Origin of the sequence: Paenibacillus mucilaginosus 3016 (genome assembly GCF_000250655.1) — a bacterium.
In the GTDB taxonomy this organism is placed as follows: Bacteria; Bacillota; Bacilli; order Paenibacillales; family NBRC-103111; genus Paenibacillus_G; species Paenibacillus_G mucilaginosus.
The window spans coordinates 8,643,787-8,665,318 of sequence record NC_016935.1; the positions used below are offsets into that span (position 1 = coordinate 8,643,787).

Annotated in this window: 17 protein-coding genes and 1 pseudogene; 6 read left to right on the top strand and 12 right to left on the bottom strand. The window is 60.3% G+C overall.

The features are described 5' to 3' along the window. The first annotated feature begins 97 nt into the window (after positions 1–97). Positions 98–2,338, top strand: a complete 2,241-nt coding sequence (locus tag PM3016_RS36235; RefSeq protein WP_014372739.1) for an MMPL family transporter — start codon at positions 98–100, stop codon at positions 2,336–2,338. A 130-nt stretch (positions 2,339–2,468) separates the two neighbouring features. On the opposite strand, the gene PM3016_RS39065 is transcribed toward PM3016_RS36235, so the two are convergent. The 3 genes from PM3016_RS39065 to PM3016_RS36245 form a co-directional block, all read right to left on the bottom strand. After that, entirely contained in the window at positions 2,469–2,609 is a 141-nt protein-coding gene (locus PM3016_RS39065; RefSeq protein WP_013921510.1) for a hypothetical protein, read from the bottom strand. A gap of 141 nt (positions 2,610–2,750) precedes the next feature. After that, the gene (locus PM3016_RS36240) at positions 2,751–7,658 is read right to left on the bottom strand and encodes a DUF4132 domain-containing protein (RefSeq protein ID WP_014372740.1); all 4,908 of its coding nucleotides are present in this window, start codon (positions 7,656–7,658) and stop codon (positions 2,751–2,753) included. Positions 7,659–7,674: 16 nt separating this feature from the next. Continuing rightward, on the bottom strand, positions 7,675–8,094 hold the full coding sequence (locus PM3016_RS36245) for a hypothetical protein (RefSeq protein ID WP_014372741.1): 420 nt from the start codon (positions 8,092–8,094) through the stop codon (positions 7,675–7,677). Positions 8,095–8,275: 181 nt separating this feature from the next. On the opposite strand from PM3016_RS36245, the gene PM3016_RS36250 reads away from it, so the two are divergent. Beyond that, the gene (locus PM3016_RS36250; RefSeq protein ID WP_014372742.1) at positions 8,276–9,034 is read left to right on the top strand and encodes a hypothetical protein; all 759 of its coding nucleotides are present in this window, start codon (positions 8,276–8,278) and stop codon (positions 9,032–9,034) included. Positions 9,035–9,127: 93 nt separating this feature from the next. On the opposite strand, the gene PM3016_RS36255 is transcribed toward PM3016_RS36250, so the two are convergent. From PM3016_RS36255 to PM3016_RS36275, 5 genes are all read right to left on the bottom strand, one after another. Beyond that, positions 9,128–10,114, bottom strand: coding sequence for a Gfo/Idh/MocA family protein (locus PM3016_RS36255; RefSeq protein WP_014372743.1), 987 nt, complete (start codon positions 10,112–10,114; stop codon positions 9,128–9,130). 16 nt (positions 10,115–10,130) lie between these two features. Further along, positions 10,131–11,093 carry a Gfo/Idh/MocA family protein gene (locus PM3016_RS36260; protein WP_014372744.1) on the bottom strand — a complete coding sequence of 321 codons (963 nt, stop codon included), beginning with the start codon at positions 11,091–11,093 and terminating at the stop codon, positions 10,131–10,133. A 254-nt stretch (positions 11,094–11,347) separates the two neighbouring features. Beyond that, positions 11,348–11,917, bottom strand: coding sequence for a 6-phospho-3-hexuloisomerase (hxlB, locus tag PM3016_RS36265; protein ID WP_014372745.1), 570 nt, complete (start codon positions 11,915–11,917; stop codon positions 11,348–11,350). Position 11,918: 1 nt separating this feature from the next. Continuing rightward, a complete protein-coding gene (gene hxlA / locus PM3016_RS36270; RefSeq protein WP_014372746.1) occupies positions 11,919–12,551 on the bottom strand; it encodes a 3-hexulose-6-phosphate synthase in 633 nt (210 codons plus the stop codon). Between the two features lie 193 nt (positions 12,552–12,744). Further along, entirely contained in the window at positions 12,745–13,122 is a 378-nt protein-coding gene (locus tag PM3016_RS36275; protein WP_014372747.1) for a winged helix-turn-helix transcriptional regulator, read from the bottom strand. Between the two features lie 218 nt (positions 13,123–13,340). Between PM3016_RS36275 and PM3016_RS36280 the strand changes: the two genes are divergently transcribed. The 4 genes and pseudogenes from PM3016_RS36280 (at position 13,341) to PM3016_RS36295 (ending at position 17,954) form a co-directional block, all read left to right on the top strand. Further along, entirely contained in the window at positions 13,341–14,060 is a 720-nt protein-coding gene (locus PM3016_RS36280) for a 3-ketoacyl-ACP reductase (protein ID WP_013921519.1), read from the top strand. A 236-nt stretch (positions 14,061–14,296) separates the two neighbouring features. Beyond that, complete coding sequence (locus tag PM3016_RS36285; RefSeq protein ID WP_014372748.1) at positions 14,297–15,883, top strand: catalase; 1,587 nt, start codon at positions 14,297–14,299, stop codon at positions 15,881–15,883. Positions 15,884–16,182: 299 nt separating this feature from the next. Continuing rightward, positions 16,183–16,975: pseudogene (locus PM3016_RS36290) on the top strand (Cof-type HAD-IIB family hydrolase). A gap of 211 nt (positions 16,976–17,186) precedes the next feature. Beyond that, the gene (locus tag PM3016_RS36295; RefSeq protein WP_014372751.1) at positions 17,187–17,954 is read left to right on the top strand and encodes a class I SAM-dependent methyltransferase; all 768 of its coding nucleotides are present in this window, start codon (positions 17,187–17,189) and stop codon (positions 17,952–17,954) included. 74 nt (positions 17,955–18,028) lie between these two features. Here PM3016_RS36295 and PM3016_RS36300 read toward each other — a convergent pair whose 3' ends face one another. From PM3016_RS36300 to PM3016_RS36315, 4 genes are all read right to left on the bottom strand, one after another. Next, positions 18,029–18,943, bottom strand: coding sequence for a copper amine oxidase N-terminal domain-containing protein (locus tag PM3016_RS36300; RefSeq protein ID WP_014372752.1), 915 nt, complete (start codon positions 18,941–18,943; stop codon positions 18,029–18,031). A 225-nt stretch (positions 18,944–19,168) separates the two neighbouring features. Then, on the bottom strand, positions 19,169–19,903 hold the full coding sequence (locus PM3016_RS36305; protein ID WP_014372753.1) for an amino acid ABC transporter ATP-binding protein: 735 nt from the start codon (positions 19,901–19,903) through the stop codon (positions 19,169–19,171). Further along, positions 19,900–20,556, bottom strand: a complete 657-nt coding sequence (locus PM3016_RS36310) for an amino acid ABC transporter permease (protein ID WP_013921525.1) — start codon at positions 20,554–20,556, stop codon at positions 19,900–19,902. Before PM3016_RS36310 ends, PM3016_RS36305 begins: the two co-directional genes overlap by 4 nt. Before the next feature lie 44 nt (positions 20,557–20,600). Then, complete coding sequence (locus PM3016_RS36315; RefSeq protein WP_014372754.1) at positions 20,601–21,404, bottom strand: transporter substrate-binding domain-containing protein; 804 nt, start codon at positions 21,402–21,404, stop codon at positions 20,601–20,603. Between the last annotated feature and the right edge of the window lie 128 nt (positions 21,405–21,532).

Here is a 21,532-nt window from a genome sequence, read left to right on the forward strand (position 1 = left end):
CTCGGGGCAAAACCGGCGGAAGCGGGATTGACGTAATATATAAACTAAATATATATTATATCTAGTTTATATATTTATTCAAGGAGCTGATAAACTCATGACGGCCTCTCCTCCCGCTTCAGGGAAAGATCCTGTCCTCCCGCCCCCCTCTCTGCTCGCACGCCTTGGTTTCTTCCTGGCCCGGCGGCGCCGGACCGCCGTTCTCTCCGGACTGATCCTGCTGATCGTCTCGGTCCTCGCCGGGGCTGGCACACCCGCCAAGCTGACGCTGTCCCGCTATGAGGCTCCCGGTTCCGAATCCGTGCAGACCCGGGAGCTGCTTCATGAAGCATTCGGCGCCGGCAGCGCCAACCTCATTCTGGTCGTAACCGCCAAGTCGGGGAACGTCGATCACCCCGAGGTCCGGGAAGCCGGGCTGGCCCTGACCCGGAAGCTTGCCGCCGAGGAAGGCATCGCAGAGGCCTCTTCCTATTGGTCGCAAGGCGAATCCCCGGCCCTGCGCAGCCGGGATGGCAGCCAGGCTCTGGTCACCGCCCGGCTCTACGGCAGCGCCACTGAGGTACGCACGGCCCTCGCCGGGCTGTCCCCGCGCTACACGCTGGACCATGAGCTGCTGCGCGTGCAGGTCGGCGGACAGGAGGAAGTGTTCCGCCAGGTAGGCGAATTCGCCCGGCAGGACTTCCTCCGCGCCGAGCTGATCATCCTGCCCTCAGTCCTGCTGCTGCTCCTCCTGCTCTACCGCCGGTGGAGCGCCGCCCTCCTGACGGTCGGGGCAGGTCTCTTCTCGATGGTCCTCACCCTCGCGGCCCTTGGCGTTATCGTGCGCTTCACGGAAGTGTCCACCTTCGCCATGAACCTCACGCTCGTCATGGGTCTCGGCCTCGGCATCGACTACAGCCTCTTCATCATCTCCCGGTTCCGTGAGGAATGGGATGCAGAGCAGAGCATACCCCACGCCCTGGCCCGAACCCTGGATACGGCCGGACGCACGGTGATCTACAGCGGAGCCACGGTGGCGGTATCGCTGCTGGCGCTGCTGCTCTTCCCCTTCCCTTTCCTCCGCTCGCTCGGCTATGCCGGTGTCCTGGTCGTCCTCTCGGGGATGCTGGGCGCGGTCGTGTTCCTTCCCGCAGCTCTGGCCCTCCTTGGCGGCAGGGTCAGCCGGGGGCCGCAGCAAAAGCGCACCGCCGGCTCGGATACGCCGTCCGGCTTCTGGTACCGGACCGCCATGGCGACCATGCGCCGTCCCGGGGCCGCCGGAGGAGCCGCGCTGCTTGTGCTGCTGCTCCTCGCTTCTCCCGCTGCCGGACTGCACTTCGGGCTGCCCGACGACCGGATGCTGCCTGCCTCCGCCTCCTCCCGGGTCACCCAGGATGCCGTGCGGACCGGCTTCGAAGCCGAAGAAGCGGATGCCATTCAGGTGGCCGCCCTGGGGACCGGCCGCCCTGCCGGCCGGCTCGCGGACATCGAACGCTATGCCGCCGAGCTGTCGCGGGTGCCTGGCATCACTCAGGTCGACTCCTGGGCCGGCACCTATGCCGGGGGCGTGAGGATCATCGAACGAACTGCATCGCATGAGCGTTTCGCGAGCGAGCGCGGCACATGGTTCGCCGCGATTCCGTCGGTCGCCGCCCTCGAGCAGAATTCGGACGGCCTGCTTCAAGGTGTCCGTGCGGTGCCTGCGCCGTTCGAGGTGAGGATCGGCGGATTCCCGGCGGAGCTGGCCGACTACCGGGCCTCGCTGGTGGAGCGGCTTCCCCTGGTGCTCAGCCTCATCCTGGGCGCAACCTTCGTGATCCTCTTCCTGATGACCGGCTCCCTGCTCCTACCGCTGAAGGCGACCGTGCTGAACCTGCTCAGCCTCTCAGTCATGTTCGGCGGGCTCGTCTGGGTGTTCCAGGACGGCCATCTCTCCGGCCTGCTCCGCTTCACCTCCATCGGCACGATCGAGCCCAGCATCCCCATCCTGATGTTCTGCATCGCCTACGGCCTCTCGATGGATTACGAAGTGTTCATCCTCTCCCGCATCAAGGAAGAGTATGACCGCACGGGGGATAACACGCGGGCCGTAGCAGCGGGCATTCAGCGGAGCGCCCCGCTCGTGTCGGCTGCGGCGGGCATTCTCGCCCTCTCCTTTGCGGCCTATGCATCCGGCAGCGTGGTGCTGCTGAAGATGCTGGGCGTCGGCATGGCCCTTGCGGTGATTGTGGACGCCACGCTGATCCGCGCCATTCTCGTACCCGCGCTGATGCGGCTCGCAGGTGAGGCGAACTGGTGGGCTCCGCAGCCTCTGCGGCGGCTGTATGAGCGGTTCGGGCTTCATGAGGCGGGGGGATAAGCGAATAGGGCGCTGTGCTCTTCCACCCCACGCCCATTCCCTAACTGCACATCATATCAATACTGTCGGCATACCAAAAAAGGACTCCTCCCCGTCACTGGAGAGAAGTCCTTCCTGCTTACTGGCTGTTCTACAGCCGGGTGCGCTTATAGAAAGTGACGATGAGGCAAGCCGCCAGGAGCACGAGCAGCGCCACGCCCGAAGCGATCGCTTCGCTGAGGCTGCCCTGCGCCTGCATCTGCGATTCCGGTCCGCCTGGGCCGCCGCCCATGCCGCCTCCGCTGCCGGAGCTGTCGCCTGCGGAGCCCCCGCTGAGCTCATCCTTAGCGGAACCTGAACGTTAACTGAATGTTACTGCGCATGAAAAAAACACCTTCCTCCGCAAAAAAAGCGGAAGAAAGGTGCCTGGTTGCTAAGAGGTGAGCTGTGCGAGAATGCTCGGATCTTTCAGCTTGGTATCCTGTGCCAGCATGGTGATCTTGGACAGGATCTCGGCCGTCTTCGGATCCTCATCCATGAACGGAAGGAAGATCCGGCCCCGGTGCTGGGAATGTACCGGAATGATATACAGGGCTCCGGAGGCCATCTTGTATGCCATCCCGCTGCCAAGGTGAACGCTGTATTCCCCGAGGCTTCCGGCGATCAAGGCGAAGTTGCCCTCCAGCCGTACATTCGTAATCTTAAGCAGCCGCAGCGACTCGGCCACAATGGCTCTTCGCAGTTCGATGGTCGTCAGGCTCGCTTCCGGGTCAACTGCACCGGCGTGCGCCACACTGACCACCAGGTCGACATCCCGCATGACCTCCGAGAAGATCAGCGGAGGAATGGCGCCGATGTCCAGCGGTTCATAGGTCCGCCGGTGGAAGAACCCGACGGTCTCGAGCGTCGGGCTCTCCACCTCGGAAGGCGAGAACCAATCGGCCAGCGCGTAGACCCGGGCGATGATGTTCTCCTTGTAGTACACCTTCTGCAGGCCTTCTTCGTAGCTTGCCGTCCATGACCGGGACTTCAGGAGGGCGGCGGCTTTCCGCGGCTGGATCTGGTGCCCGGCATAGCGGCGGGAGAGCGTTCCTGCCGCCAGTTCATCCGGATTCGGCACATACAATTCCCGGAATACCTGCTTGAACGGCTGCCGGATCGCCCGGTCGAAGAGGTGCTTCTGATACGTGCCCCAGGACCCGCTCTCCAGCAGATGAACCGGGTGGGCGATCCGCAGCTCATCTTGTGCCGCGATCTCATACTTCACTCCCTGCGGATCCTCCAGCAGGCCCTCTGCGTAGAATCCGAGGCGGCCTCCCGCTTCGAACACCAGGGCCCGGAGCAGCGGGGCAATCACGGGGCTGGTCATGAGACCTGCGAGCTCGGCTCCCGTGAACGTGCTTCCGGCGGTCATCGAACGCTCCAGCTCCTCCTTCGCCCGCTTGTACTGGCTGCGGAGCTCGGCCGCTTTCTCCCTCAGCTCCAGGATCCGCTCATGCTTCTTATACTTCGCAGGGACCGATTTCAGCACCTTGCCTTTGCTGGTCACCTCGAGCTCGGCTGTCCCTTCATCGTCAATGGTTATGCGGACCGTCAGGTCGTCCAGCGGCTGGGGCTCCAGATCCTCCAGCATCTCCTGGATCTTCTTGGCCTCGAGATCCCAGGTCATCCGGATGACGTCCGGGTATCCCGCATTCCTCGCGAGATTGTCCAGCGCGATCCCGCCGGCCTTGGCCTCGCTTGCCCGTCGCTGCGCCCCGAACTTCTTGCTCTCCTTCAGGAAGCGATGGATGAACTCATACCGGCGCAGCAGTTCTCCCTCGCGCTCATGGGGCTCTCCCAGAGGGATCAGGCTGTAGCAGAGCAGGTGGTCCTTGTTGCGCTTGGACAACGCGGACCCGCTCATCTCGCCTGCATCCAGACGGCCCAGCACCGCATCGGCGAAGAGCTGCGACCTCCGGTGGTTAGCACCCGCCGAGATATACTTCGCGCAGTCGTACAGAATGCCGAAGCGCTCCTCGCCGAGCTCACCGTAAGCCTCTTTGAACCACTCCACATCGAACGCCCCGTCATTGAAATCCTGGGAGGCGATAGGGGAATAATGCGCCACCACCGTTTCTTTCTCTGCCGAGAACGTCTCGTTGATATGCGCATGGAAATACCAAGCGGCACTGCGCAGCCCCTCCCACTTCAGGTGCTTCGCTATGATATCGAGCCACTGCGGCGCATACATGGCGGCCTCCAGCAGCCGTTTCTCGGTGATTCCGCGGCCTTGGAGCTTCTCCCGGAGGTGCTGTTCGCCCTCCCCTTCCTTCGGGTGGCAGATGCGCAGCAGATAAGACAAGCTTTCCTTCCTGGTGGTCTTCTCCCCGCCGCCGTAGATGTACCCTCGGATGAAGGATTCCCGGTCCAGTCTCGAGAGAAGGGCCACAAAATCGTCCATACCCTCCATATACCGGATACTCAGCGCGAGCCTTGTCACCTCGGTCGCCAGGTCTCCCCGATTGAGCTCGATGTCCAGAATTCTCCGGATCATCCGCTCCTTCAGCGGGGCCAGCGACGGATAGCTCTGTACGATGTCCAGCTTCGAATCCGTCAGGTCCCCAATCCGCCGCCCGCTGCTCTTGCGGATCATGCACTCTTGGTATATCTCTTCCTCGCTGACCAGACCCAGCTCATAGGCCCGGGCGAGCTCTTCGGTATCCGGCTGGAAGGCATAGCAGCCCGAGAAGGTATACAGATTGAAGCCGTAGGCAAAGTATTCCGCAAAGGAGGCATCGCTGGAGGCCGTCTGGCGAAGCCAGCCAAGCCAAGGATAAGCGAACAGCTGGAGGGTGTATCCCTGATCCTCAGGAATACGGTCTGCTTCCTCCTCCAAGCGGCGGACGATCGGATTCAGCACTCTACCGGCCCAAGCGAACCGCGCCGCCGACTCGCTGTCCTCCACATAAGCCTCCAGCAGCTCAAGCACCTGGGGAGCGTACGCCAGCTTCTCCAGAAAAGCATGCATCTCAACCAGCGTATCAACCGGGTAGAGCTCGGCCATCAGGGGCTTGCCCCACGTATCGATATCCTTATAGCGCTCCTCTCTCCAATATTCCAGGCTGTCCGTATAGTACCGGTACAGGTCATCATGGTGCCGGCAGTAAAAAGCGGTCTGAAGGAGCTCTTCGGCCCCGAAGCCGCTCCCGGCCAAATAGCCGTTCCATACGTCGGCAAGGGGGTAGCCGTCCATCCGCTTCTCGCCCTCCCGCATGTCATGGAAATACCGCTTGTGGGTCAATCGGGTGCCGACGAGTACCGACTCCTTGTTCCCCGAATACCAAGATACCTCGTACTCGTGCTCCCTATGTTCATGTACAAGATCGGACAAGGCCCCGAGGAATGCCTTGATCCGCTCGGCGGACAGAGTGAAGAACGACCGGACGCCGGTGTCCGGGCAAGGGGGCATCCGCTTCGGCCCCCGGACGGCGGCCGGGTCGAATAACCCAAAGCCGTCGCGCAGCCCGTGCTCTTCCTGCTGGCTCAGCCTCCCCAGCAGCGTACGTTCCTTCTTCGTCGGCTGCTGCACCAGGGCGGTCAGAGCCCCCATGTCTCCGAATGAGGCCAGGCGCTCCTTGTCTTCCTTCACCTGGCAGAGCACTTCAAGCCCCCCGAGCCGCTGCAGCTCCTGGCCGCTGCCAAGAAGCCGTTCAAGGGATTCCCGCAGCTCATACGGCTCAAGCCCCAGCAGAATCGTGATTGCGCTCTGCCGGAGCGCTCCTGTCTTCAGCTTCAGAATTCCCTCCACGATCTCCACTTCGGAGGGGGCCAGCTTCATCTTCTTGAGTTTGGCCAACGCTGTTTCCCGGATGGTCATGCTCTTGTCGGCCAAGCACTCGAAGACGAACGCCCGCTGAACGGGCTGGGTAAAGTCCTTGACCAAGTGCTTCAATACATCATCGCGGACATCGGGGCTGACGTGATCTTGGAGTGCTATGAGCTCCTCGACAAATTCGGTCTCGAAGGCATAGGCGGCAAGATACATCATCTTCCTCGCGATGGCATCGGTGGAATGAACGACCCACAACCACTCGAACACGCGCGAAGGGAAGTTCATCTCCTTCTGCGGCATGGCGAGCAGCATCGACTTCAGCTGGCCGAACTGCCTCCTGCGCTCGCCCGCGTCTTCCAGGCTCGGGGTTCGCTCGAGCTCCATCGGATGTCCTTCTTCCCCCCAGAAACGGACCCGGAAGGCGTAATTGGTGATGAGCAGCGCTTGAAGCTCCGGATCGGTCTCATCCAGATGATGCCGGGCCACCTCATATTTCAATTCGTTGTTCTGGCTCTGGTCCAAGTAATACAAGGCGGCGGCCTTCTGGTACACTTCCCCGTGGTCCAAGATCGCGTGAATTCGCTCTGGAATCTTCGATTCGTCGCGCATCCCCGTGGCCCACAAGCTCAGATACAGCTTCAGGACGTCGCTGCTCCGGGACCACGCTTCGCACAGCTCTTCGTCGGCCAGGCACCGTTGAGCATATTCCAGGCAGAGCTTAAGCACCCGGCTCTGTGCCGTCCCGAGCCCGAGCCCGGTCCACACATTGAACGCCCTCTCCACAGAGCTGAACCGGCCAAAGTCGTTCTTCACGATGATGTCCAGCATGTACACCATCGCATCCAGCGTGCCCTCGTCCACCGTCTCCACGATGCTCTGTCTCAGGCCCTCCTGGAGCCTGGCGGCGATCAGCATGTCGCCCATCATTTGATAAGCCTCCGGGAGATGGCAGAGGAAGAGGCCTTTGATGATCCGCCGGTTGAGCAGCGCCGTGTTGTTATCCCCGTAGAGGATGCCTTTAACGGCCGCCAGCACTTGATCATTCCCGCGGTCCAGCTCGTAAGCGAGAATATCGCTGATGACATCATGGCGGTGCGGTTCCTCGGAGGGCGCCGTCAAATAATCCAGGATACGGAATCTCTTGTGATGCAGCTTCGCCAGGTCAACCAGCTTATGGATAGCGCCGTCCCTATGCATTCCGATCTCGGTGGTGCGCAGCGGTCTCCTGTAATACCCCACCGTGTAGGGATATTCCGTCTGGTGGGCCAGGATATAAGCCATCACGTCTCTTTCGTAGGAACCGAGCAGCTCCCCCGCCAGCTCTGCCAAGGGGTCAAGCAGCCGGCTGCCGTCCCCCTCCGCCAAAGCATGCAGCGCTTTGATCCCGTCGTCCAAATAAGTACGGCCCGTATAGCCTGTCCGCTTCAGCTCGGCGATGATCGCAAGCGCCAACTCCTGCTTCGGACCGGAGAGGGCCGCAGCCCGGCCTTCCAATGCTTCGAATGCGTTGATATGTTCCTCTGTCATCGTGCTTCTCCCCCAGTCACCACAATCGTCCTGCCAGCATGGTGAATTTGATCAGAGCGACATCTGCCCCGTCGTTCACATACAACGGATCGTCCAGCCTCTCCGCTTCATCTTCACCGATGAATACGCGGTATAATCCGTCTTCGAAGGCCAGAATCGCCGTATCGACAGCCTCCTGCTCCTTCACGGCCGCTTCATTGTATTTCGCGCCGAACCCGACCTTGCCCACACCGCGCTGCAGATCGATCTCGTCTGCCGTCAGATAGTGAACCAGCGGGGCCTCCGCGGCGGATGCGTTGAACCGCTTCACATTCTGCACCACCAGCGCGGTAAGCAGCTCTCTTAACGTGTGCGGCTCTTCTTCCAGCACAATCTCTCTCTTCTCCAGGTAGTTCTTCTTCTTAGCCAAGCTCTTCACGGTAACAAAAATTCGCATAGATCCTCCGTTCCCGCTTCCCTATCGAAGTGCTCTGTTCCTATAAATCAACCGGATAATCCATTATATTCCGGAATCCGCACCCCTGTATATATGCGGCACCTAACCCCAGCTCCACACCGTGGAGTGGGCATCCGCATAGGATGATGACAGGTTACCATCATAAAGGGAGGTCATGCGTATGGTCTGGCAATACCGAAGCTACCAACAGCCGCCATCCGGAAGTTCCCGTCCGGTCGTACTGGACGTCAAGCAGGAGGATGTCACCGGGGACGGCATACGGGATACCGTCTATTTGTACGGTACGAAGCCCCAAGAGCCATCCGGATTCGCAGACGGCATCACCCTCGTCATCCAAGACGGACGAACCCATTACAGAACAACGGTGAATCTCCGCAATAACGCAGGCTACGGTGCCCGGCTGTTCCTGGGGGACTTCACCGGGGACGGGACCGCGGATATCCTGGTTACGATTGATTCCGGAGGAAGCGGGGGATATGTCTACGCTTATCTGTACTCTTTCCGCAATCATAGGCTTCGGGAGCTATTCGACGCCGAGAAATACAGCCGATCTTCCAAGTTCAAAGTGAATTACGAGAACGGGTATAAGGTGAGCGTGGCGAGTCCCCAGCTGGATGTGCTCTTCACCTTGGATATCAGCCATAAGGGGGCCGAATACCTGTCGCCGTATTACCGGGAGGATGGCGAGCTGAAGCAGCCGGTCCAGGGCGAGGTTCTGGCTCTCGGTGCGCTGTATCCCATGGTTACGGACCCCGCGGGTATCCGCTACGATCTGATGTCTCTGCAGCGGATCATCGGTACCTATAATGCGGATACGCTGGGTTATGTCCAGAACCTTCTGACTTGGAAAGGAACCGCTTTCCATTCCTCCCGGCTGTCGGTGGCCATCCCTCCCGTTAAGCTGATCTCGCACTATTAGCCGCTTTCTCAACCGCTTGCCTCGCCTCCACGCAAAAAAAGCTTCGGAACCCCGTCCCAGCCGGTTTCCGAAGCTTTTGGGGATGCTGCCTGTCTAATACAGCACGAGCGGATCGCCCGCTTTGGCGTAAATCGCCGTGATGAGCTCGGTCGCCGTCTTCGCCGACTCCCCGTCAATGAACGGCGGCTTGTCCTCCCGGACCGCGCGGACAAAATCGGCGGCCAGCCGCTCGAACAGCACCGGGTTCGGCGAGTCCCCCGCCAGCTCCGGCTTCTCAAGACCCGGAACCTCCCACGTCACAATCTCGTGGTAATTGGCGGCAATGCTGCCCTTCGTCCCCGAGATCTCGAGGATCTCCTTCGTCATCCCCTTGCTCGCCGTGGAGGCCTCGATCATGCCCACCGCGCCGTTGGCGTAATGAATGACGGCATACCCGTGATCCTCCGTCTCGATCTCGTGGATGGCCTTGAACCGCTTCGCCTCCAGGACCTCCCGGTAGCCTCCGCACATCCACAGCGCCAGATCGATGATATGGCTGCCCTGCTGGATGAACGGCCCGCCGCCGTCATGCTCGTAGGTGCCGTGCCACGAGTTGTAGTAGGCCGCCTCGCGCCAGTGCTTGATCGTCACGTCGACGACGGTGATGCGGCCGAGGGCCCCCGAGTCGACAAGCTCCTTGATATAGCCCATGTGGCTGATGAACCGCCGCATGTAAGACACCCCGAGTTTAACGCCGTTGGCCCGGCAGCTCGCGATCATCTCCATCTGCTTCTCCGGCGAGATATGCAGCGGCTTCTCGCAGAGGCAGTGCAGTCCGAGCCGCGACGCCTCCATCACGTTCTCGTAATGCACGGCGTTCGGGGTGCAGATGACGACCGCCTCCGCTTCCGCGCGCCGGGCCACGTCCGCCAGCTCCGTGCCCGATACCGCAATGCCGTGCTCCGCCGCGAAGGCCGCCGCCTTCTCCGCATTGCGCCCGACCACGCCGGCGATCTCCGCCCCCGGCACCTTAGAGAACGCATCGAGGTACGAACGCGAGATACTGCCGTGGCCGATCAGAACGAACTTCATTGCCGCCATGGAGTCCGCCTCCTTCTTATTCGGATTTCATGCTGGCTAGCAGCATGTCCAGTACCTGCATATTCCGGCGCGTCTCCTCCAGGGAGAACAGCGGCGCACGCCCTTCCAGCACGGCGGCGGAGAAGTCCGCCACTTCCAGCGTGTAGCGGTCCGACTCGGCAACCTCGATCTCGCGGCGGCCGTCGTCCGTTACCACCGCGATTCGGCCCGCCGTACCGAGGAACGTATCCGGAATCTCGATCCGCCCCTTCGTGCCGACAATCTCCGAGTTCATCTGGCCGAACGCATTGAAGCCGCTGTTGATTGAAGCGACGATGCCGCTGGGATACTTCAGCACGGCCGAGAAGAGGACATCAACCCCATGTTCCTTGACGCTCTGCGACACGCAGGATTCCGGGATCTCCCCGGTGATCATGCCGATGAAGTTGACCGGATAGCAGCCCACGTCATACAGCGAGCCGCCGCCCAGCTCCGGCTGGACCTTGATCGTGTTCGGACGGTTCAGCAGGAAGCGGAAGGCCGAGTGGATGTAGCGGATCTCCCCGATTTCTCCGCTGTCCACCACCTCTCTCAGCTTGCGCACCCGGTCGGTGTAGCGGTACATGAACGCTTCCATCAGATACACGCCGTTTTTCTCTGACGCAGCGATCATCGCTTCGCATTCTTCGCTGTTCAGTGCGATAGGCTTCTCGCAGAGCACATGCTTGCCCCGGTTCACGGCCTCGATCGCCCACTCCTTGTGCATCGAGTTCGGCAGCGGAATATAGACCGCCTGCACCTCGGGATCGTCCAACAGCTGCCCGTAGCTCTCATACACCCTCGTTCCTTCATAGGTGTCGCGAACCTCTTGGCGCTTCTCTTCACTGCCCGAGGCAATGGCGTACAGCTGCGCATTGTCCGACTGCAGAATTCCCGGGATGACCGATGTTTTGGCGATTCTCGCATACCCGAGTACGCCCCATTTCACTTGGCTGCTCATGCGTTTTCCTCCTTGGCTGTCCGTGTCCCAGTGCACACGTTTACATTCATCTATGAATCTATTGTAGCAGAAGTTTCGGGCGGCAGCGACAAGAGGCTTGTGACGGTTGAAGGCCTGGTCTACAGGGCGGCCTATGGATAGGTCCGACTGCCGGACCGACTGCCGTCCGCGCCAAAAAAAGAGCCCGAAAGCACGGGATCGTCCAGTCCCGCGCTCTCAAAGGCTCCCAAGTCAATGATACGATCAAAACAAATCTACTCCAGATTGGCATGACGGCCGTACATCGCCTGCGAATCAAGTCCCTGCTTCTCCATCAGCCGAAGCACCAGAGCATCGAGGAACAGCAGGAGCGTCTGCTCGTACAAGGACCCCATCGGCTGCACCGTGACGTAAGCTTCCCCCGTCCGGTCCTTCGGCGCCCCGGGCAGCGTCACCACGTCTCCCGATAATTGACCTATGGTCGAATCGGGCGTGATCGTCACCGCTGCGAGGGCTGCCCCCAGGCTTTTGGCCTTGGCCGCCATCGATACCAGACTCTTCGTCTCTCCCGAGCCGGAACCGATGAGGAGCAGATCGTCCCGGGTCATGCCCGGTGTCACCGTCTCGCCTACGACATATGCCTGAAAGCCCATCTGCATGAGACGCATGGCGAAAGCGCGCATCATAAGGCCCGAACGGCCGGCGCCGGCCACGAAGATATGCCTCGACCGCAGAATCCGGTCAGCCAGCCGCTCCGTTTGCTCCCCGGATATGCGGCCGGCCGTCTGCTGCAGCTCCCCGATTATCCGGTCCAGGTGCGGTACTTGCAGCTCTGGGCCCGCCATCTCAGGCTCCCTTGATCAGCTGCTGCATCTGTGCTGCGGCCGCTTTCTTGTCTGCCTCGCCAGTGATGCCGCCGCCCACAATCACCAGGTCCGGCCCGGCCGCGACGACCTCCGGCAGCGAAGCCAGCTTGATCCCGCCGGCAACGGCCGTCTTCGCGTTCTTCACAACGCGCTTGATCGTCAGGAAATCCTCGAATGAGTTTTTGCCGGCCGCCTGCAGGTCATACCCGGTGTGGACGCAGATATAGTCCACGCCCATCGCGTCCACTTCCTTCGCCCGCTCCTCCAGATTCTTCACGGAGATCATGTCCACCAGGATCTTCTTGCCAAGCCTGCGGGCTTCCTCCACGCCGCCCCGGATCGTTGCGTCTTCCGCAGCGCCCAGGATCGTGACGATGTCCGCTCCCGCTTCGGAAGCCTTCATGACCTCGTAACCGGCCGCGTCCATCACCTTGAGATCGGCGAGCACCTGCAGGTGCGGGAACGCCTCTTTGATTTCTTTGACGGCGCGCAGCCCTTCGTTAATGACCACCGGTGTGCCGATCTCGACAATGTCGATGTACGCCTCGACTTCCTGTACCACTTTCTTCGCTTCCGGAATATCGACAAGATCCAATGCCAACTGCAGTTTCATAAGAATACCTCCCGAGGATGATGGTGATCTGCTTGGAATGTTTTCATTGTAGTAGCATGCATTCGATTGCGAAAGTACGCACTATTTTGTAACGTAGTACCCGTAAGGATACTACGATGAACATGCCGGCCTGCGGTCATACCGCAGTCACAGCAAAAAAAGCCCCCAAACCCTGAGGTTTGGAGGCCCTGCATCAGCCGCCCTCGGAAGGGGCATGCTCCGCTTCGTCCGAAGGAAACCGCTCCCGGTGCCGCTCTCCCCAAGCCGACATCACATCGAGCAGCTCTTTGACCGTTATGCCGTATTCGGTCAGGGAGTATTCGACTTTGGGCGGCACCTGATGATAGATTTGCCGGTGGATAATCCCGTCCTGCTCCAGCTCCCGCAGCTGCTGGGTCAGCATCTTCTGCGTGATGGACGGCATCTCGCGCTTCAGCTCCCCGAACCGCATGGTGCCATCGGTCAGATGACACAGAATCACCGGCTTCCACTTGCCGCCGATCACCTTCAGCGTCAGTTCAACCGACTGCTTGAACTTCAGATCTCCCAATTCCGCCCGCTCCTTTCGCATCCGGAGATACGATCCTTCCCTCCATTCCGCCTTGCATAGAATGGACCTAATATCGAATAATAACCTGGGCCCGGCTGGTTTTTCAATCCAAATCGCATGTCCGAACCAGATCCCTCCTATCCCATATGAAGCCCAGGGACCACGGGGAGGAAACTTCTTCCTGGGAATGGTAGAATGAGAGGGTTAGAGATAACTCATTGGAACAGGAGTGGTTGACCATGGAACTCAAGAACAAAACCGCCATCATCACGGGCGCCGGCAAGGGAATCGGTAAAGCCGCAGCCATCGCCTTGGCCAAAGAAGGCGTGCACCTCGGCCTGATCGCCCGCAGCACCGGTGATCTGGAAGCTCTGAAGAGCGAGCTTCAGGGCACTTACGGGATCAACGTCTTCTACGCATCGGCCGATATCTCGAACCGCTCTGAAGTCGAAGCCGCAGTCCAAGGGCTGATCGGACAGCTCGGTTCGCTCGACATTCTCATCAACAATGCGGGGATCGCCAGCTTCGGCAAGGTAGCCGAGATGGACCCCGAGCAGTGGGAGCAGATTATCCGCACGAACCTTCTGGGCACGTACTATGTGACGCGCGCGGCGCTGCCTACCCTGCTCGAGCAGCAGAGCGGCAGCATCATCAACGTCGCCTCCACGGCCGGGGAACGCGGCTTTGCCACCGGCTCCGCCTACTGTGCGTCGAAATTCGCGGTCATGGGCTTCACCGAGTCCCTCTTCCAGGAGGTGCGCAAGTCCAACATCCGCGTAACCGCGCTCACCCCGAGCACCGTGAATACGGAGCTCGCTTCGAACGCCGGCCTGCCGATCGGCGATGAAGACCGGATGATGCAGCCGGAGGACGTGGCCGACCTGATCCTGGCTGCCCTGAAGCTGCCGGCCCGCGTATTCGTCAAGGCCGCCGGCATCTGGACAACCAACCCGCAGTAAGGATCTGCCCTGGCCTAACGCGTCAACAGGATGCAGGTCTAACGGCAGCGCAGCGGCCGTACAGGCAGCATGGCTATCCAATCCTTTATCAGGGGCACCTTCGGGTGTCCCTTTTTCGCAGTCATCTTTTGTCCCCCTGGAGAATAGGTTGTTTCATGTAGGCTGAAAGCGGTTAATTGTTTAGGCTGTTCTCTTCTTATCCTACTCTTCCATATAGGGCGAAAGGTGGTTTACTTGTGACCGAAGCGAATGGAAACCCGAATCAATCCCGACCCGAATCAGCGGAGAATACGCTCACGAACCGTCAGGGCCACCCGATCACCGACAACCAGAACACGCGCACGGTGGGCAGCCGCGGACCGACCACCATGGAGAACTACCACCTGCTTGAGAAAATCAGCCACTTTGACCGGGAACGCATCCCCGAGCGTGTCGTGCATGCCCGCGGTGCCGGGGCCCATGGGGTCTTCGAAGCCTACGGCAAAGTCGGCGAGGAGCCGGTATCGAAGTATACCCGCGCCAAGCTGTTCCAGGAAGCCGGCAAGCAGACGCCGGTGTTCGTGCGTTTCTCGACGGTTATCCACGGCGGCCATTCGCCCGAAACCCTCCGTGACCCGCGCGGCTTCGCCACCAAGTTCTATACGGAAGACGGCAACTGGGATCTGGTGGGCAACAACCTCAAGATCTTTTTCATCCGCGATCCCCTGAAATTCCCCGATATGGTCCATGCCTTCAAGCCCGACCCGCTGACGAACGCGCAGAGCATGGAGCGCTTCTTCGACTTCGTCTCGCTGAGCCCGGAAGCGACCCACATGGTTACGTTCATCTTCTCCCCCTGGGGCATTCCGGCCAACTACCGTCAGATGCAGGGATCGGGTGTCAATACATACAAGTGGGTGAACGCGGAAGGCGACGCCGTGCTCGTCAAATACCACTGGGAGCCTCTCGGCCAGGGCATCAAGAACCTGCTCCAGAAGGAAGCCAGCGAGATTCAGGCGACCGAGTTCAATCATGCGACGCTGGACCTCTATCACGCGATCGAGCGCGGTGACTATCCGGAGTGGGAGCTCTGCGTGCAGATCATGAGCGACGACGAGCATCCGGAGCTGGATTTTGACCCGCTCGACCCGACGAAGCTGTGGCCCGTGGATCAATTCCCGTTCCTGCCCGTTGGCAAAATGACGCTGAACCGCAACCCCGAGGACTACTTCACGGAGGTGGAGCAGGCGGCATTCGGCACCGGCGTCCTCGTCGACGGCCTCGACTTCTCAGACGACAAGCTGCTGCAGGGCCGCACGTTCTCCTACTCGGATACGCAGCGCTACCGCGTCGGAAGCAACTACCTGCAGCTGCCGATCAACGCGCCGAAGTCCCGTGTGGCGACGAACCAGAGCGGCGGCCAGATGCAGTACAAGGTGGACCGCGCGCCGGGTCAGAACCCGCACGTGAACTACGAGCCGTCCTCTCTCGGCGGCCTGAAGGAAGCGCCGAAGAGCGGCAAGGAGCACGAGCCTCACTACGACGCGAAGCTCGTCCGCCAGAAGATCGAACGGACGAACGACTTCGGCCAGGCCGGCGAGACGTACCGCTCATTCGAGGACTGGGAGCGCGACGAGCTGATCTCGAACCTGGGCAGCGCGCTCGCCACCTGCCGCGCGGACATCCAGGAGCGGATGATCGGCTACTTCACGCAGGCGGATGCCGACTACGGCAGACGCGTCGCGGAAGCGATCCGCCAGGCCGGTGGGGATACCAAGCCGCAGGGAACCGGCGCCGACCCGTCCAAAGCCGACAGCAAGGGACACGAAGCCGGGCCTTATTGATCCGCCGCGCCCGGGTCCGTGTCCGGAGAGACGGAAGAAGGCCGCAAGCACACTGCTTGCGGCTTTTTTGGCGCTGAGTGGGAGAAGATAACAAACCGGCAGAGGAACAGGCATGTGCTATCCCCTAGGCGTCCGACGGTGTACGGCAGGATATGTCGGTATGGGGGCGACAATCACGCCCCGGGCCCCTTGCTCCCCCCTGCTTCCCGGTGTATGATGACCAAAGAACCATACTGCGGCAGTATCCATATACAGAGCAGCCTCCGGACAACCCGGGGCGCACACGGAAGGGTGGATTTATGTCTTACAAAATCGTGTTTTTCGATATCGACGGTACGCTGGTCAACGAAGAGAAGGTTGTGCCGCAGGACACCATTGATGCGGTCCGCGAGCTGAAGGCAAGCGGCGTGGAGCCGGTCATCGCGACGGGACGGGCCCCTTACTTCTTCCGCCCGCTGCTGGAACAGCTGGGACTGGAGTCGTTCGTCAGTCTCAACGGCGCCTATGTCGTGTACAAGGGCGAAGCGCTCTACTCCCGCGTGATTCCCAAGACAAGCCTGCAGCTGCTCGTCGAGCATGCGGCGAAGAACAATCATGCGCTGGTATTCCAAAGCCATGAGGCGTTCTTCACGAACAGCCAGGAGCACCAGCATGTCTTCGACTCGGTCGCATCGCTGAAGGTGAACCAGCCCGGCTACGATCCGGACTACTGGAAGACGGCGGATATTTACCAGGCATTCCTGCACTGCAGCGCCGAGGAACGAAGCCCTCTACAAGGATGTGCTGGCCGACCTGCAGCTGGTCCGCTGGCACCCGTCCGCGATGGACGTGCTTCCGGTGGGCGGCTCCAAGGCCCAAGGCATCCAGGCGCTCCTCGCGCATCTCGGCATCCCGCCGGAGGAAGCCGTGGCGTTCGGCGACGGCCTCAACGACAAGGAAATGCTTAAGTACGTAGGCCTCGGCATTGCCATGGGCAACTCCAATCCGGAGCTGCTGCCCTATGCGGACTTCGTGACCGCCCACGTCGACGAGAGCGGCATCCGCAAAGGCCTGGAGCATGCGGGCCTGCTACCTGCTGCGAGCCGCGCCTAAGCCCCCGATTCGACAAGCATAGAAGCCCTGCCCCGGGAGATCTTCTCCAGGGCAGGGCTCTTTGGCATGTAAAGCGGGCACCTGCGACGGCCGTTTCTTCCGGCGAATATCGTTAACAGCCGATCTTCCCCTACTGTCCCGGGAAGGGACAGCCATATCATAAGAGAGTATGGAATCCTATAGAATGATCATTCACGGAGGAATGCCTTATATGAGTCTCGGTGCTTACGGAACACTCTGCACGGAAGTTTATGATCTGACGAAGCCGGTTGGACAGTCGATCGGCGGGGACCTTGAGTATTACAAGGAACGGCTTCGCTCCTGCCGGGGACGCATTCTCGAAGCCATGTGCGGCTCCGGGCGCCTGCTGATCCCGCTGGCCGAGGCCGGCCTTGCCGTCGACGGTATCGACGAATCGCCTCAGATGCTCGCCTCCTGCCAGGGGCGCTGCGAGGAGAGGGGCCTGACCCCCCGCCTCTTCCAAGGGAAGCTCCAGGAGCTGTCCCTATCCTGCCTCTATGAGGCCATCATAGTGCCTGCGGGCTCCTTCCTGCTCATCGAGGACCGGGAGGAGTCGGTGGACGTGCTCCGCCGCTTCCACGACCATCTGATGCCGGGCGGCCGGCTGATCCTGGATCTCGAGATGCCGGACCTCCAGAGCCTGAAGACCGGCTCGACCGGCATGTCCACGTTCCCTCATCCCGACGGTACGGTGATTACGATGGAGAGCCGTACTGTGGAGGCCGATCTCTACCGTCAAGTGGTAGTGACCCACCTCCGGTACGAGAAATGGCGGCAGGGCTCCCTGGTCGCATCGGAGCTGCAGCGGCTCGCGCTGCGGTGGTTCGGGATCGAGGAGTTCCGGATGCTGCTGGAGAACACCGGCTTCTCGAAGGTCACCGTCTCCGCCGATTACGAGTACGGCAGGGCTCCGTCCCACCACCGGCAGATCTTCACCTACGAAGCCAACCGGAACTAGCGGTGCCGGGGAGGCCGCTCTCCTCTCCAGCCGACAGAGAAGCTCCCGAGCCCACGCTGTGCAACGGAAGGAAGCTACTCGGCCTCCTCCGCCGGAGCCGCCAGGGTGCCGAAGAAGGCCAGGTCGCTCAGCTTGTACGTCTGGCCCGACTTCACAAACTTGAATTCCACCGATACCAGGGTACCGGCCTCGTCACCCGTATGCACCTGGTAATGAAGCGTTACTCCTTCGGTCGCATCATAGCCTGACGTCCTGTCCGGGAAGTCCCTGCTGTTCAGCACGGCCAGTACCTCTTCCGTGCTCTCTTTGACCTCCTTCAAGGGCATTCGCCCGCGTGTCAGCTCCAGTCCGCTGCTCACCCGCCGGTACACATCCGCAGGACTTCCTGCCGCTTTCCCTTCCGGATAAACCTTGTACACGTACTCCCTCAGCTTCTCATCCGTATTCATCGTCCGCAGCGCATAGATATAGGTGTCCAGCCCTTCCCTGGCTGCGGTCTTGTACTCGTCGAAGATCTTCGACGGGGCGGTATCCGCCGGATACGTGACCGGAGGCTCGCCGGCGGATTTCTCTTCGGTTGTCTTCTCCACCTCATCTGCTCCATTGTCGCTTTGAGGAGACGGCCCCTTTTTCGGTGCTTTCACTTCGGAAGCCTCAGGCTCGTCCAGCTCTGCCGGGCCCGCCTCCTTGGCCGCGGAGGTAATGACCACCGTCTCCGTCGCCTCCTCCCAGCGCACCTTGGCGCCGAGCGCCTCGGCGAGCGGCTTGGCCGGCACATAGGAACGGCCTTGATAGACGATCGGCGCGAGCTCCTCTTTCCCGTCAGGGTCGGAGAGATCAACAGGAGCTCCATCCACCTCCAGCTTCATCTTCTGGTTCAGATGGGCTGAGATTTTCTTGATCGCATCGTCAGCATAGGCTCCGCTCACAAAGCCCAGCGTCAGGGTCAGAGCCAGCCCGCCTGTGATGACCATGTTCCGCTTGTTCACCTTACTCCTCCTCGTATATTACATTTTATGGAATTATACTTATTTAGTGTAAAATAATCCCTCGGACCAGGCAACCCTAAATTGAATGGATAGGTTCTCCTTCTGCCGATCCCCCAATCCTGAGCCATGCCGGAGATACGAAAAAAGCCCCTCTCCTCCCGGGCAGGGAAGAAAGGGGCTGCACTTCTGTCTTATCTTACGGCAAGGCCTTGGGAGGCGCATGTACTATACACTCGAGCTCAGAATCTTGCCGAGAAACGCCTGCGTCCGCTCGTGCTTCGGGGCATCGAACAGCTCGGAGGGAGGCCCCTCCTCGAGAATATAGCCGCCGTCCATGAAGATGACCCGGTCGGCCACTTCGCGGGCAAACCCCATCTCGTGCGTAACGACCACCATCGTCATTCCCTCGCGGGCGAGCTCTTTCATAACGAGCAGCACTTCGCCGACCATCTCGGGGTCGAGGGCCGAAGTCGGCTCGTCGAACAGCATCACCCCGGGGTTCATGGCCAGCGCCCGGGCGATCGCCACCCGCTGCTGCTGCCCGCCGGAGAGGCGGTCCGGATACTCATCGCGCTTCGACTCCAGGCCGACCTTGCGGAGAAGCTCCATCGCCTGTTTCTCATTCTCGGCTTTGTCCCGCTTCTTGACATACTTCGGCGCGAGCATGATATTCTCCAGTACCGTCAGATGGGGGAAGAGGTGAAAATGCTGGAACACCATGCCGACCTGCTCCCGCAGGGTATCGATATCCGTTTTCGGGGAGGTGACTTCCGTCTCTCCGATGCGGATCGTGCCCGAAGTCACTTCCTCGAGCAGGTTCAGGCACCGCAGGAAGGTGCTTTTGCCTGAACCCGAGGGCCCGATGACGCATACCACTTCCTTCTCCCGGATGGTGGTCGAGATATCCCGCAGCACCTCAAGCGAGCCGAAGCGCTTCTTCAAATTCTGCACCGTAATCATTTGACTGCGAACCTCCTCTCCAGCCTGCGGGCCAACCAGGACAGGGCGTAAATGATGATGAAGTAGAAGATCCCGACCACGCCCCATATCTCAAACGCGCGGAAATTCTCGGCGATGATGATCTCCCCGCTCTGGGTCAGCTCCCGGATCCCGATGACCGACAAGAGGGACGTGTCCTTGATGCTGACGATCACCTGGTTCACGAAAGCCGGCGTCATCCGGCGGATGGCCTGAGGCAGAATGACCAGCCGCATCGTCAGGTACCTGCTCATCCCAAGCGATCGGGCCGCCTCCATCTGGCCCCTGTGGATCGAGTTGATCCCGCCCCGGAAGATCTCCGAGATGTAGGCTCCCGCATTAAGCGAGATGGCGGCAATACCGGCGGCCTCCGCCGGAATCCGGATGTCGAGGAACACCGGCAGTCCGAGGTAGATGAAGAACACCTGCACGAGCAGCGGCGTCCCGCGGATCAGATCCACATAGAACAAAGCCGGCACACGCAGAAGCTTGTTGGATGAAGTGCTCATAAGTCCGGAGATCAGGCCGATCACAAAAGCGATGGCGAGTGAGATCGAAACAATTTTGAGGGTAATCAGCGAGCCTTCCAGCAGTACGGGGACTGCATCGAGAATCACCTGCCATGACGACGTCATCCGCTATCCAATCCCTTCTGTAATGAGATGCTGCCCATGGCTGTTTATTTGGATTCGGACTTCATGTACTTGTTGATGATTTCGTCGAGCTTGCCGCTGTCCTTCACTTTCTTCAGCCCGTCGTTGATTTTCTTCATGAGCTCGGTGTTATCCTTGCTTACAGCGATACCGTAGAAGTCGCCGTTCAGCCGGTCACCGACGATCTTGAGCTTGGATGCCGGATCGACCGCAATCTTGTAGGAGACCACCGGGTAGTCTTCGATCGTGACATCGGCGTTCTTGTTCACAACCTCCTGGAACATCGCCGGACTGTCATCGAAGTATTTGACCTGCGCGCCATGTTTCTTCGCCAGTTCGTCCGCCTGCTTGGCACCGGTCGTTCCCTTCTTGATCGCGATCACTTTGCCCTTCAGATCATCGGGCCCTTTGATCTCCGTGTTGTCTTCCCGTACGACGAGGGACAATCCGGCTTTGTAGTAAGGCTCCGACAGGGCGACGACCTGCTTGCGCTCTTCGGTGATGCTGATGCCGGCAATGGCTCCGTCGAGCTGCTTGGCCGTAATAGCGGGAATGATGCCCTTGAAGTCCATCGGCTTGAGCTCCACCTCAAAGCCTTCTTCTTTGGCGATGGCGTTGATCAGCTCGACGTCGATGCCCACGTACTTGCCGTCCTTCTCAAACTCGAACGGAGGATACGTGGCGTCCGTCCCGAACACATACTTCTTCGTCCCTTCACCGCTCTTCGCTGCATCCGGCGACGTTCCGGCTGTCTGGTCCGCCGTTGTGCCGCAGGCGCTGATCGACAAGGCGAGAAGTGCTGTTACCAATAGAGACCCGATTTTTTTCATCTAAATAATCCTCCTCTGTAATGACCGCAGGGAATCCCCCCCGGAAATGCTGGGATTGCAGCCTTCCTTGATTCCGTATGATAAAGGTTTACCATAACGGACCCGGCGCAAGCTGCCTACTTGTAATG